The 13367-nt window shown below is 68.5% G+C and carries 8 protein-coding genes; all 8 read left to right on the top strand.

What is annotated here, in order from left to right:
- Positions 1 to 9 precede the first annotated feature (9 nt).
- The 8 genes from F2P45_RS11505 (at position 10) to F2P45_RS11470 (ending at position 13363) form a co-directional block, all read left to right on the top strand.
- Positions 10 to 1992 (top strand): putative baseplate assembly protein, encoded by a 1983-nt coding sequence (locus tag F2P45_RS11505; RefSeq protein WP_223164720.1) that lies wholly within the window; start codon positions 10 to 12, stop codon positions 1990 to 1992.
- Entirely contained in the window at positions 1989 to 3977 is a 1989-nt protein-coding gene (locus F2P45_RS11500; protein WP_166874456.1) for a phage tail protein, read from the top strand. Before F2P45_RS11505 ends, F2P45_RS11500 begins: the two co-directional genes overlap by 4 nt.
- A gap of 23 nt (positions 3978 to 4000) precedes the next feature.
- Positions 4001 to 5386: a hypothetical protein gene (locus F2P45_RS11495; RefSeq protein WP_166874453.1), complete on the top strand. Its 1386-nt coding sequence runs from the start codon at positions 4001 to 4003 to the stop codon at positions 5384 to 5386.
- A 245-nt stretch (positions 5387 to 5631) separates the two neighbouring features.
- Complete coding sequence (locus F2P45_RS11490) at positions 5632 to 7728, top strand: coiled-coil domain-containing protein (RefSeq protein ID WP_166874451.1); 2097 nt, start codon at positions 5632 to 5634, stop codon at positions 7726 to 7728.
- Positions 7725 to 8888, top strand: a complete 1164-nt coding sequence (locus F2P45_RS11485; protein ID WP_166874449.1) for a hypothetical protein — start codon at positions 7725 to 7727, stop codon at positions 8886 to 8888. Before F2P45_RS11490 ends, F2P45_RS11485 begins: the two co-directional genes overlap by 4 nt.
- The gene (locus F2P45_RS11480; RefSeq protein ID WP_166874446.1) at positions 8888 to 9406 is read left to right on the top strand and encodes a hypothetical protein; all 519 of its coding nucleotides are present in this window, start codon (positions 8888 to 8890) and stop codon (positions 9404 to 9406) included. Before F2P45_RS11485 ends, F2P45_RS11480 begins: the two co-directional genes overlap by 1 nt.
- Before the next feature lies 1 nt (position 9407).
- Entirely contained in the window at positions 9408 to 11240 is a 1833-nt protein-coding gene (locus tag F2P45_RS11475; RefSeq protein ID WP_166874443.1) for a hypothetical protein, read from the top strand.
- Complete coding sequence (locus F2P45_RS11470; protein WP_166874440.1) at positions 11237 to 13363, top strand: ATP-binding protein; 2127 nt, start codon at positions 11237 to 11239, stop codon at positions 13361 to 13363. The genes F2P45_RS11475 and F2P45_RS11470 overlap by 4 nt, the downstream gene beginning before the upstream one ends.
- Positions 13364 to 13367: the final 4 nt, after the last annotated feature.

The following is a 13367-nucleotide window of genomic DNA, read 5'->3' as shown; positions in this document are numbered from 1 at the left end:
CGGGAGTCGTTGGACCCATTGGTGCCGGACCCGCTCGAGCCGCCGCAACTGGCCACGCCAGGCCGCGCCGCCGTGCGCGCGGCGCTGGCGGCGCGCATCGCGGCCTTTACGCCCGAATGGCGGCGCCACACGCCCGGCGACGCCGGCGATGCGTTGCTGGGCCTGCACGGCGAACTGGCCGAGCCCTTGCTCGAGCGGCTCAATCGCATGCCCGAAAAGGCCTTCCGCGAGTATCTGCGTGCGGCCGGTATCGCCGCCGTGCCGGCCCGGCCGGCGCGTGCCACGCTCAGCTTCACGGTGGCCGATGCCGCGCCGGGCAGTGCGCTCATTGCGCCCGGATTCCAGGTTTCCGCAGCGGCGGCCGACGGTTCCGGCGCGCGCGTGGTGTTCGAAACCGAGCGTGCCCTGTACGCCGCGCCCGGCAAAATCGCCGCGACCTTCGCGCAGGACGGCAAGCGCTTTTTCGCCATGCAGCTCGGCGGCGCCGACCCGGCCGCCAGCAACCTGGTGTTCGGTGCTGCGCCGCGTCCAGGCGCGGCGCTGCTGATCGGGTTGTCGGGAGCGTCCGCGCCGGCTCCGAACATCACCTTCATGGTGCATCTGACCGCGCGCGGCGGCCCGCCGCCGGTCATCGCCCACGGCGGCATGGCAGCCGGCGGGGTGGTGGCGCAGCCCATCGTGGGCTGGAGCTTCTTCGACGGCGGCCGCTTCGAACCGGCAGAGGTCATCCGCGACGAGTCGCGCGGGCTGCTCCAGAGCGGCCTGGTGGAATTGCGTTGCCCGCGCACCTGGCGCACCGGCATCCCGGCCGGTGTGACGGCGCCAAAGCCGCTGCGCTGGCTGCGCCTGCAGCTCGTCGCCGGCGCCTTCGCGGCGCCGCCGGCGCTGGCGTTCATTGAACTGAACGCCGTCACGGCGTCCGCCGCGCGCACGGTACGCGGCGAAGTCCTTGACTACGTGCCCGACAGCGATGGCCGGCGCATGCGCGTGACCCAGCGGCCGGTGCTGCCCGGGTCGCTGCAGCTGACCGTCGACGAGGGCGCCATCGGCGCCGCCGCCGTCGGTGCGCAGCCATGGCTGGAGATCGCCGGTCTCGATGCCAGTGGTCCGGACGAGCGCGTCTTCGAACTTGACGAAGTCACCGGTGAACTGCAGTTCGGCGACGGCATGCACGGCATGCAGCTGCCGCGCGGGATGCGCCACGTCGTCGCGCAGCGCTACCAGGTGGCCACCGGGGCCGCCGGTGCGGTGGCGGCCGGCCAGATTACCAGCCTGATGTCTTCGGTGCCGTTCGTAACCAAGGTCGGCAACGCGTTGCCGGCCAGCGGGGGCCACGATGCCATGTCGATTCCCGAGGCCTCGCGCTTGGGTCCCCAGCGCCTGCGCGCGCGCAACCGCGCGGTCACGGTGGCTGACTATGAGCTCGAGTCGTTCGCGGCGCAGGGCGCCGATGTGACGCGCGCCCACGGCGTCGGTGGCACGCACGCCGGCTTGAACAACGCGCGCGTGCCGGGAACCGTCAGCGTGTTTCTGCTGGGGCCACGGGCGGTGGCGACCCCGCCGTACCCCAGCCAGGCCAGCCTCGATGCGGTTGCCAGCCACCTGTCAAGCAAGGTGGCGCCAGCCGGTGTAGAGGTGGTCGCGGCGGCCCCGCATTTCCATGAGGTGAGCGTACGCGCCACGCTGGCCGTCGCCATCCATGCCGATTTCGGCGAGGTGCTGCGCGCCACCTTGCGCGAGCTCGATGGGTATTTCGATCCGCTGGCCGGCGGCGGCGACGGGCGCGGCTGGCCGTTCGGCGGTGTCATCAAGTACGCCGCGCTGGTGCGGCACCTGATCGCACACGTACCCGGGCTGGTTGCCCTGTCCACCCTCAATCTCACCGTGGATGGCGAAGCGCTGGGCGCCTGCAGCGACTTCACGCCGCAGCCGCACAGCCTGTTGTGGCCGCTGCCGCACGAGTTGCGCGTCGTTGAAAAGGAGCTGCCATGAGCTGCCTGCCTGCGCCCGCCACCTTCCGCCTGCTCGATGCGCTGGTGGGCTGGGACGTCGACAGCGCCGAAGGCATCAGCGGTCTTGATCTTTCAGGTGGATTGCAGCTCTCCTTCGCCGGCGCCGGCCAGACCGTGCCGCTTGATGACGTCAGCGCATGGATTGCCCCGGCGGTGCTGGCGCGCGGCTGTGCGCCGTGTGAATGGCTGCTCGTGACGCCTGCCGTTACCACTGTTTCGCCGCAGTCACGGCTGCTGCGCAAGGATCTGTGCGCGCCGTGTTTCACAGAGGCGGAGCCGGGTGCCGTCGGTGTGCTGCGCGGCGCCGTGGCGTTGGCGGCTGCCGGCCGCAATATCGCTGTTGCCGATCCGGCGCAGAACGCCGTGCTGCTGTTCGCCGATCACGGGCGCCGGCTGGTGACGCGGGTCGCCTTCGCGCGGCCCGGACCGATCGCCTACGCGCCCTGGCAGGAGTGGTTGGTGGTGGACACCGCACAGGCCCGGATCGCCCGTCTGGACCTGGCAGGTTTTGAGCGCGGGCCTCTGGAGGCCGAGTTGCCGGGACCGGTCAATCGCATGGCCGTGGACAAGGACGAACGCATCTGGCTGGCCGTCGACGAGGCGCCGCTGGACGTCCGCCAGCAGGTCAGCCTGTGGTTCGCCGCCCGCACCGACGCCGCATTCGCCCGGGCCACCCTGGACGAGCTACGGCGCGCTTTTGCGCCGAACGGCATCGCCGTGACGAATGCCAAAGGATTCTGCTTGGCGCAGACCCAAGCCGGCTGCGGACCTTGCTTCTCCTGGTACGGACGCGAACTGACCACGTCGCTCACGGCGCCGGAAGCTGGCGCGCAATACGTGGCCCAGGGTCAGCTGATGACGCTGGCCATCGATAGCGGCATAACGCGCTGCCGCTGGCATCGCGTGCGCTGGCAGGGCAGTATCCCGGCGGGGACCACGGTGTCGATTGCGCTGTCGGCGCATGATCAGCCGACCCCCGCGGCGCAGGGCGTCGCCGAGGGCGCCTGGAGCGCATTCGCGCCGGGCCGGCCGCACCCTGGCGATTGGCAGCGCGTCGACAACCAGCGCGATTTCCTGATCCGCCAGCCGGAAGGGCGCTACCTGTTCCTGCGCATCCGCATGACCGGGGACGGGCGCCACACGCCGCGCATCGCTCGCATGCAGATCGACTTTCCGCGCCAGACCAGTCTCGACCAGTTGCCGCTGGTGTTCCGCGACAGCCCGGAGGCCGAGGACTTCAGCGAACGCTTCCTGGCCCTGTTCGACAGCTTTCTGGACGACGTCGACCAGCAGATCGCACGCATGCCGGCGCTGCTCGATGTCGACGGCGTACCCGACGGCGTGCTGCCCTGGCTCGGCAGCTTTCTCGACATCGCGATGGATCCGGCCTGGGACGCCGCGCGCCGGCGCCGCCTGCTGCAGGCCGCGCCCAAGCTGTATCGCATGCGCGGCACGGTCGACGGCATGCGCGCCGTGATTCGCCTGGTGTTCGACGTCGAGCCGGTGATCCGCGAAGCGGCCAACGAGCGGGCCTGGGGCGCGCTGGGCGCCATTGCACTGAGCGGCGGCACGCGCCTGTTCGGACCTGCGCAGTGGCGCTTCAGGCTGGACCGTTCGCGCCTTGGGCGGGCACCGCTGCGCAGCGTCGGGCAGGTCGAACTCGACCCATTCAGCTCGGTGGCCTACCGCTTCGATGTGCAGGTGCCGGTCAAACTGGACGTGACCATGCGCCAGCGCGTGCAGCAGCTGATCGATGCCCAGAAGCCCGCGCACACCGTGGCGCGGCTGTTGGACAGCCGCGGGCAATTCCTGCTCGACGGCGTGGTGAGCGTAGGGGTCGACACCACCCTCGCGCCTTTCGAAGCGAGTGTTCTTGGCAGTGGCGGCAACATACGGCTCGCCCGCGCCACCGTTTTGTCCGGAGCGCGCGCTTCGGACGCCGATTCGCCGCACCCCGGCGCCTGATGCAGACCATGGAGTGACTTCACATGAACACCACGAATCTCGATAAGGCCGGTTTCTGCATGACGATGCCCGACCTGGAGCGTTTGCAGTTCTATTACGGACGCAATCTGACGGTTGCCGACCTGCAGTCGGAGCAGCAGTATTTTCTGGAGAAGCTGCGTCTGCACGCACGCTGTTTTTACGGCGTTGGCATCGTGTGCGGGCTTGGCGTAAGACCCGTGCCGGTGCCGCAAGGGTGCGAGAGCGAGGACGAGCGGCACCGCCATGAGGTTGCGCGCCAGCTGCGCGGCATCGAAGCGAAGCTCACGCTGCTCGAACAGGAGCAGGGCGCCGAAGCGCAGCGCAAGCAGCTCGCCGGCGAGCAGGAAAATCTGCAGCGCGAGTATGCGCGCTGGCGCTGCGATCACCCTCACGACCAGTGCCCCGCAGTGAACGTGAGCGTGGACTGTGGTTGGGCCCTGGATTGCGAGGGGCGCGAAATCATCGTGCGTGCGGACCAGGTGGTCGACCTGCGCAGCCTGTTGTCGCGCGAAGACCGGCGCGAGATCGAGAAAGCCGAACGCGGCGACTGCTCGACGCGCCCGATTGTCGAACTGACGATCTGCTACTGCGAGCAGCAGACCTATCCGTCGCGCCCCATCACCCGGGACAATTGCGACCTGCCGCAGAACTGCCGCTACGGCCGTATCCGCGAGGGCTACCGCTGGCGCGCCAGTCTCACCCATCAAGCGCCCGATACGCGCTGCAGCAACTGCTGCGAGCCGTGCGCACAGGCGTGCATCGTACTGGCCCACATCGCCTGGCCGCTCGAGGGACCGATTCTCGAAGCCGACATCGACTGGCGCGCCCGCCGCGAGGTCAGCGTCTACCAAGCGGCGACCATCGACGGCATCAGCTGGGCGCACGGGGCGCACTACGACTCCGATGGCGCCAAAACTGTGCTCGGCACCCGGCGCAGCGGCGGCCCCCGCAGCGACGGCATCGAAGTCCATTTTTCCAAGCCGGTGTATGCCGAGACGCTGCAACCGGGCGTCGTCGACCTGTGGCGCGTGCAGGGCGGCAGAGGCCTTGCTGGTGTGATCTCACAGATCGAGGGCAGCTATGTCGACAAGCCGGAGACGGGACTCATCGACAGCTTCAGGTTCCGCGACGACAGCGGCGAGACGCTCAATCACGGTGACCGGGTACTGATTCAGGTGCGCGGTAATTTTATTCTCGACGCTTGCTGCAAGCCGCTCGACGGCGAGCATATCGGCGGCCTGGTGCCGCAACTGGCGCTATACCAAAACGCCCCGGCGCCAAGCTGCAAGCCGCCACGGGCGCCTTGCGCGGACCGCCCTCAGCCCTGGACGTCGGGCAATGGACGGCCGGGCGCGACCTTCGAAAGCTGGTTCTTCATCGACGCTTAGTCCCGGGAGATATACACATGACTACCAATAAAGACGGGTCCGGGGGCTGCGGCTGCGCTGGCGGAGGTTCCAAAAGCCGTGGCATCGGCGCCGGGCCGCAGAGTGGCTATCAGGCGGGAGTACGCTCGGCGGGTCGTGCTGCCGGAACCAGCGGGGCAAGCGCGGGTTGTGGCTGCGCCGGTTCCGGCGGCGGCGACTGCGGTTGCGGATCGTCCGGCGGCAGTTGCGGCTGCAACGCCGGCGTGATGGTACGGCCTTCCTTCTTCGCCGGCCAGCTGCTGACCGACGACGACCTGCAGGCGCTGACCAACTACGTCGTCACCAGGCAGCGCATGCACAACCGCTTCCTGGTGGGTAGCGGCGTGGCTTGCGGTCTGGCCGTTACTTGCGCTCCCTGTCCGGGAGGGCGGGTCATCGTGCAGCCCGGGTATGCGGTCGATTGCTGCGGCAACGAGATTGTCGTGCCCTGCGCCGTGGAACTCGACATCAACGCGATGGTGCGTGCGCTCCGGATCTCGCTGCACGGCCAGGATTGTGGCGATCCATGCGCCGCGCCGGTCAAGGATCGCAGCAAGCAGTCACGCATCGGGGCGACGGGTACGGCGACCGCAGGGACCGCTGGCACGGCGGAAGCATCAAGCGTGCCGGCCGATGGCCAGGCCAGCGCGCGCGGACGGCGCTATTGCCTGTACCTTAACTATTGCGAGGAACCTGGCGACCTGGTGGCGCCGTATTCGCAGGATGATTCCTGCGCCGTCACTTGCCAGCCGAGCCGGATACGCGAAGGATTCACCTTCGAATTGCGCTGCCCCGCCGACGACCCCGCGCCATTGACCTTCATCGATCGGCTGGAATGCTGCATCGGCGATCTGCGCGAAACCGACCGCAAGTCGGCGGCCCTCGAGCGTACCCAGGTTTATGCGCAGCGCAATGAACTTGGCGTCGCCGCCTACAAGCTCAAGGCGCCGCCGCCGTTCGGCGCCGAGGATGCTGCGCTGATCAGTGGCGCCAATGCGACGTTTGGCAAGGTGGCCGCCGAGTTCATGAAGGCCAGCGACCCGGGGCCGTTGCAGGAGCAGATACTGCGCGCTGCGCTCGACAAGGTGCACGCGGTCGGCGCCGCCACGGCGCGCTTTAACATGCTGTCGCCCGACGAGCGCGTCAAGACGCTGGCGGCACACCACGGTCTCGACGCCGCGATGGCGACCAATCGGGAGACGCTCGAAAAGGCCGCGCCCGCCCTGGGCAGCCAGGCCGACCAATTGCTGGCGTCGACCTTCGAACGTACGATGGCACGCTCGATCATCGCCGAGACGCTCAAGTATGCGAATCCGGACCTCGCCGAACCCGAAGCCCGCTCGCAGCAGGCCTATGTCTACGCCTATAACGGCGTCGCCACTCCGGCGGCCAACCAGCAGGCGCACCAGTCGCTGGCCGAGTTCAAGGCTTGGCTGCTGCGCAAGATCGATGAATGCCCGCCTACCGGCCAATGCTGCCTTGCGACGGAAATCGAGGCGATCCACATTCCCGGCGGCGAGGACAGTACCGAAGAAACCCAGCGTGCAACGCAAAAACTGGTGCGCGCCCTGATTCGTTACCTGCTCGATTGTATCTGCGCCGCCTTGCTGCCGCCGTGTCCCACCTGCGACGATGCCGCGGTCAAACTCGCATGCGTGCGGATCGACGACTGCAATGTCTGCGAGATCTGCAACCTGGAGCGCACCTTCCTGCTGACCGAACATAACCTGCGCTACTGGATGCCATTGCTGCACACCTTCGGGGAGGGCCTGGAGCGCCTGTGCTGCGACTTCGCCGATCGCTTTCGTCGCGACTCCCCAACGCCGGCGCCAAATCCGCACGAGCTGTCAAGCACGCACGGGGCGCTCAAGAAGCAGACCGCGTTCTTCAAGTCGGGTAGCCGGCTCGGCGATCTGAGCGCGTTTGGCGAGGCATTTCCAAACCTGGTGCGGCTCACCGGTCTTGACGTCAACGACGTGCGTAGCTCGCTTAACATCGGCGCCAATGTCGGGCGCGTCACCGCACGCGATCCCGTTATCACTTCGCTGGCCGCGCGTTACACCGACACCGATACGCTCCGGATCAAGGGCAGCGACGCCGTGGCCAGGGCTTTCGCGTCGAGTCCCGCCTCGGAGCTGGTGCGCAGCGAGGTCGAAGCGCAGTTCAGGGATGTGACGGACCAGATCGACAAGCGCCTGTCGCCGCAAGCGCTGTCTGGTGCACAGGTGTTCATGGACCTGAAGCAGGAGCTCGATGCCCAGCGCGAGGCCAATGCGAAACTGACCAAACGTCTCGACGCGCTCGAGAAAAGGAAACCGCAGTGACTACCCCCATCAGCAGGCCGGTGTTCGCGGAAAACCAGATCCTCAGCGCCGCCGACGTCAACGCCATCGTATCGCATGCGCGCAGCGCACGCGCGCGCCACGACCGATACCTGCACAGCTGGGGCATCGCCTACGGGCTTGAGCTGATCGGCACGGCGCGCACCGATACGCTCGGTCCATACATCGAAGTGACCGTGTCGCCTGGCCTTGCCACCGACGGCGCGGGCCGCGAGATCGTGGTGACCGAGGCGGTCCGCGTCAGCGAGGACGAATTCGACCAGCGCAACATCACCGACAGCGCCAACGATCCGGAACAGCACTTCTACCCGGTATTCATCAACGGCCGCGATGAGCAGACCAGCACCACGGGGCACCGCAATGCCATGTGCCTGGAGAATCCGTCCGCGCGGGTCAGCGAGTCGTTCGTGATCAGCTTTGGCAGGCTTGGGACGGCGGCAGAACTCGATCAGCAGGAGGTGCCCGATCCGGATGCGCCGGTGGGCAGCGGGCAACAGCCGTGGCGACTCCTGCTCGGCTACGTGAGCTGGAATGGCACGCGCTTCGTGGAGGTGCGCAATACCGACATAAGCGGCAGCGGTATCACCCGCCGCTATGTCGGCGCGCGCGCCGGCGAAGTCACGGGCCTGGGCGACAGCCTGGTGCTGCGCTCGGCGCCACGCAGCGAATCCAAAAAAGCCGGACTGGTCATTGACAACACCGATGGCGGCCAGTTGCGATTCGGGCTGCACGGCAGCCAGGGGAAGGTTGAGCCGGTGTTCACCGTGAATGCCCAGGGCGACGTGTTCGCCGCAGGCAGGATCTTCGGCGCCATCGCTGGCGGGGTGCAGGTCGAGTCGGGCGTCATCAGTGATGGCCTCGAGGTGCCGCTGCCGGCGGGTATCACCCAGGCGCAGGTCGACGACGGCGAAGCGTCATTCCAGATCCAGGTGCAGCCGCGTTATCAGCAACCGGCTTCATTGCCGCCACTCGCGGCCGGAGAGTACTGGCTTATGCAGCCACTCGACTGCCGGGTCGACGGCCGCCGCGTCGTGTGCCTGGTCCGATGGGTGCCAACGGCAGGCGCGTCAGGGGCGCTGGTGCTTCCCGGCGTGTGCGATTACGTGGTGATGGGTTTCGTCAAACCTGCGGAGGGTGCCTGATGAACAAGATGAACGTCGTCGCCTTTCAGGCCACCAGTCACGTGCTGGGCGCCGCCACTCGCAGCACCCAGCCCGACCAGGCGCTCACCGTGGAGGACGTGGTCGCCAACGGCATCGTGGTTCGCGACACTCAAAATGCCGGGCTGCAGGCGCTCATCGACAAGAGTCACTTGATGATCGCGCTGGTCGACTACGACACGCGCCTGCTCTACCGCCCGCAATTGTTCGCCCTGACCGACGATCTGCGCGCGGAACAGCAGAGTGACGGCGCCGCCCTGGCCGTGGTCCTGGACGGCATCAGCATCACGGTCACCTTGCCGCTCACGACGCCGAGCGACATCGAGGTGTTCGTGCATCTGACGGGCGGTGCGCTGGCGGAACCGGCGCTGCGCGCCGTGCCCATTCCCAAGGCAAGCGCAGTCGGCATGGTCAGCCTGGTGCTGGGCGCGGGCAGCTACACTGTCGTGATTCTTGCGCCGGGATATACCCCACGCATCGTCACGGAACCGGTGCCCTGACGTGGAGGCGATCCGCATACGGCATTGCCGCCTGCGCTTGCTGCGCCACGGCGGCTGGAGCTGGGGCGCGGACCCGCGCCGGCTGGTGGCGCAGGCGACCCAACATCTGCCGGCCTGGCTGATGCGCGCGCTGGCCGCGCAACTGGCCGATTGCGCGCCGGACCAAACCATTGAGCGCCTGCACCTGCGCATTCCGGTGCGGCTGTCGGAGCTGTGCGACTGGCCCGCCGACGCCGCACACCAGGGCGGTGATGCCCCGCGCGGCGCGCTGGCGCAGCGCGCGCAAACGATTTTGGCGGAGGCACTGAAGGACGTTCCGCGCCAGCTGCCCGCGTCCAGCCACATGCCAGAGACTGTGCCGGCCCAAAATACGGCAAGCGAGCTGGTGTCGCCAACCACTGTCACCGACACGCTGACGACATGGCAGCACGCGGGCAGTCTGACGCGCATGCTCGCCACCGCGGATGGCGCCACCCTGCAGGTGTGGGCGCGCGAAATGCTCGCCGAGCTCGGGGCCACCGGCGCCATCCGTGCGCGCGCTGGCGCCGCTCTGGTGCCTCTGATCGAGCGAATTGAAGGCACGCTCGGCGACCCCGGCGCAAGCGCCGCAGCGTTGGCCGATGAAATCGACCTTCTGGTCGCGGCGCTTGTCTCGCTGCAGGCACGTGCAAGCGCGGACCAAGCCGGTGGCGGTAGTGCACCAAGCGTGCCGGCGCGGCCCTTGGCTGATGCCACGCGGGCCAAGGTCGCAGCCGATCGTGCCCCGCGCGGCGCGCTGCGTTCCCCGGATCTGCGGCCGCGCGTGTCGCCCGCGCGCCAGCCGCGCCGCGAAAGCGTGGTGGTCGAATCGGTGCTGCCGTTCATCGTGATGGGCATTCTCTCGCGTCGGAATTATTTTGCTGGCCTGCGCGCCGCCCTGGCATGCAGCGCTCTGCTCGCGCAGTCGGGCTGTTTTGCGGCGGCGCTGGCGTACAAGCTTGCACCGCCGCCCAGTCGGGGCTGGGCCCGCAGTGCCGCCACCGAGCGGCTCGCGGCGGTGATGTGCGGGCGGGACGAAGCGCCCGACAACGCCCGCATGGATGATTTTCTGCGCGGCCTGTCGAGCGCCTGCGCTCCGCTGGACGCTTCGCTGTGGCCGACAGATCGCGCGGCGCGCACAGGACCGGGCGTCCTGGTCGAGCGGCTGGAAGGCGGCGTGTGGGCGGTCCTCGATATCGGCTCGTCACAGCCGCTCGGGTGGTTCGGCGATCCCGATGGCGTGCTGCGGGTGGCCGACTTGCTGCCTGGCCAGATGTGGTGGCTGGCCCCCGGCGTCGCCGACTGCGTACTTCCCGAGGCACTTGGGCGGCGTGGCCTGCGTGCCATCGCGATGGGAGCGAGTCCGCGCGCCGCCGGCTGGCGCAGCGCCGGCGACGGGCTATGGACCAACGAGCCTCTGCTGCGGCGCCACAGCGCGCAGCTGCATCGCGTCTTCGACGAAGCGCACGAATTAATCACGGCGACGCACTCGGAATTCATCGAGCAGCGGCCACTGGTGCTGCCCAACCGCGGCCATATATGCCGGGCGGCGGAGTTTTCGATCACGCTCGCCCTATGCAGCGCGCTGGGTGACCTGGCCGACACCTTGTGGCGCGAGCGCGAGCCCACCCAGCCATTGCTGGCACTGAGGCGCTTCGGCGACTTGGGCGGCACGGTGAGTATCGAGGAGGGCAGGGTGCTGGTGCGCCCGGCGCTGGGCCGGCGCTTCATGGATCTGAGCGAGCACGGACTGCTGCGCGACATCGTTGACATTCCCTGGTGGCCAGGCCGGCGGATCGAGTTTGCCGGGCCATGAACCACGCCGCCACGCCTTGCGCATCCTTAGTTGAACTCGCGCTCGAGCATCTGGAGCTGCGTTTGCGGCCACTGCGGCGTGCCTTGTGCATCGCGGTCGCGGCGCAGAAAGACCTCAACAAGGCGTTGACCCGGCCGGACGTGAAGGCCTATTGCATCACTGATCCCCACGTCGACCAGTTGATCGAGCAGATAGGCGGGCCGCCGGCGCGCCAGGTCTACGGCGCCGCCCGCAGGCTGCGCGACGATGAGCAGCAGGACGAGGCGCGGCTGCGCGCCCGCGCCGCGGCGCTCGGAGTGGCGCTGCCGCTCGATTCGGTGGCCGCGGCGTTCGCGCTCGACAGCGCAGACGTCGACACGCTTCTGGTCTGCGCCGCGTCCGAGCTTCACCGCGCGTACGCGCGCATCTTCGCTTTCATCCAGGACGACGTGGCGCGCCTGCTACCGGGCATCGATCTGCTGAGCGCGCTCACGTCAGAGAGCGAGGCGCAGTGGATGGCGCGCCGCGTCGCGCTGAGTACCAACGGTACGCTGCGGCGCGTCGGCCTGCTGGTGGCCGACCAGGTCACCGGACCCGAACTCGCCCATGGGTGCCGGCTGGCCCCGCGCGCCTTGCAGGCGCTGACCGATCCGCGCCGCGACTGGCGCGACCTGTTCTGCGATGCGAGTCTGGTGCCGATTGCACCGGCGCTGCTGCCCGAGTGTTTTGGCGAAGCCCCCTTGCTGGCCGAACTGGCGCGCGCCCTGGGCAGCGGCACGGCGAATCTGATCGGCATCTGGGGCGAACCGGCCACGCCGGTCGACGACGCCGTCAAGGCGGTGGCGCAGGCTGCGGGCCGGCCGCTGCGGCGCTGGCTGCCCGACATGGACCTGGCCGCGGCGCTGGCGTTGGCGGCCGATACCGATAGTGTCCTGTGGGTGGAGACGCGCCGCCTGCAGGACGAAGCGCATCCGCAGTTGGCCGAGCAGGTCGCCGCGCAACTTGAGCATTGCGCGATTGCCGTCATCATCAGTGGCGAACACGCCTGGCGGCCGACCGGCGTACTTGGGTTTCGCCGCTATCTGGAGGCGAACCTGGCGGCGCCGACGGCGGACATGTGCGCGCGCCAGTGGCAGCGGCAGTTGCCCGCGCTGGCGCCGGGCGCGGCCCGGGATCTGGCGGCGCGCTATCGCATGTCGGTCAGCGAGCAGCTGGCCGTCGCGCAGGTGGCGCGCACGCAGGGCAGCCAGGCTGCGGGCGTTGGCGACGCCTGCCGCATGGTGGCGCAGAAGAACGCCGGGCGGTTCGCGCGCGCCGTGGTGCCTCGCCGTGGTCCGGACGATCTGATCCTGCCCGACAGCCTGCGCAACCAGGTGCTGGAGATTCCGCGCTTCTACCGCGCCCTGGCCCGTGTCAACGAATCCTGGGGATTCGGGCGTCTTATGAGCGGTGGCGGATTGAAGGCATTGTTCACCGGCGACAGTGGAACCGGCAAGACGCTGGCGGCCGAGGTGATTGCGCGCGAACTCGACCTGCCATTGCTAAAGATCGATCTGGCCCAGCTGGTGTCGAAGTGGGTGGGTGAAACGGAAAAAAACATCGACGCCGCTTTCCGCGAGGCCGAGGCAAGCCACGCCATCCTGTTCTTCGATGAGGCAGACACGCTGTTCGGCAAGCGCGGCGAGATCCAGCAGGGCAGTGACCGCTATGCGGCGCTCGAGGTGGGATTCCTGCTCCAGCGGGTCGAGTCATTCGGCGGGCTGGCGGTCCTGGCTAGCAATCAGCGCGACGAAATCGATCCGGCGTTCATCCGCCGTTTCCACATGCTGCTGCATTTCCCGCGACCGCAGGTGGCGGAGCGCTTGCGGCTGTGGGCGCGCGCGTTTCCAGCCGATGCGCCGCTGCAGCCGGGCCTGGACCTGAGCTCGCTGGCAAATATCGATCTGACCGGTGCCGGCATCGTTTCGGCCGGCCACACGGCCGCCTTGATTGCCGTCGATGCGGGCAGCCAATACATCACCGCTCAGCATCTCGGGGCGGCGATCGCGCGCCAGTTCCATCGCGAGGCGCGGATCCTGGCGCCGGCCGACCTGGCCAGGTTTCGCGGCACCGTTGGCGCGGCGACGGCTTCGCCGCCGCGATGAATCG

The organism is Massilia mucilaginosa (assembly GCF_011682145.1).
Lineage (GTDB): Bacteria > Pseudomonadota > Gammaproteobacteria > Burkholderiales > Burkholderiaceae_D > Telluria_A > Telluria_A mucilaginosa.
The sequence above is the reverse complement of the archived record's forward strand: the minus strand, read 5'-3'. Positions and strand labels throughout refer to the sequence as shown.

Bases quoted from the DNA above. Each gene is read 5' to 3' on its own strand.
- F2P45_RS11495 (WP_166874453.1), top strand. From the start codon at position 4,001: ATGAACACCACGAATCTCGATAAGGCCGGTTTCTGCATGACGATGCCC.
- F2P45_RS11490 (WP_166874451.1), top strand. From the start codon at position 5,632: ATGGTACGGCCTTCCTTCTTCGCCGGCCAGCTGCTGACCGACGACGAC.
- F2P45_RS11480 (WP_166874446.1), top strand. From the start codon at position 8,888: ATGAACAAGATGAACGTCGTCGCCTTTCAGGCCACCAGTCACGTGCTG.
- F2P45_RS11470 (WP_166874440.1), top strand. From the start codon at position 11,237: ATGAACCACGCCGCCACGCCTTGCGCATCCTTAGTTGAACTCGCGCTC.
- F2P45_RS11500 (WP_166874456.1), top strand. From the start codon at position 1,989: ATGAGCTGCCTGCCTGCGCCCGCCACCTTCCGCCTGCTCGATGCGCTG.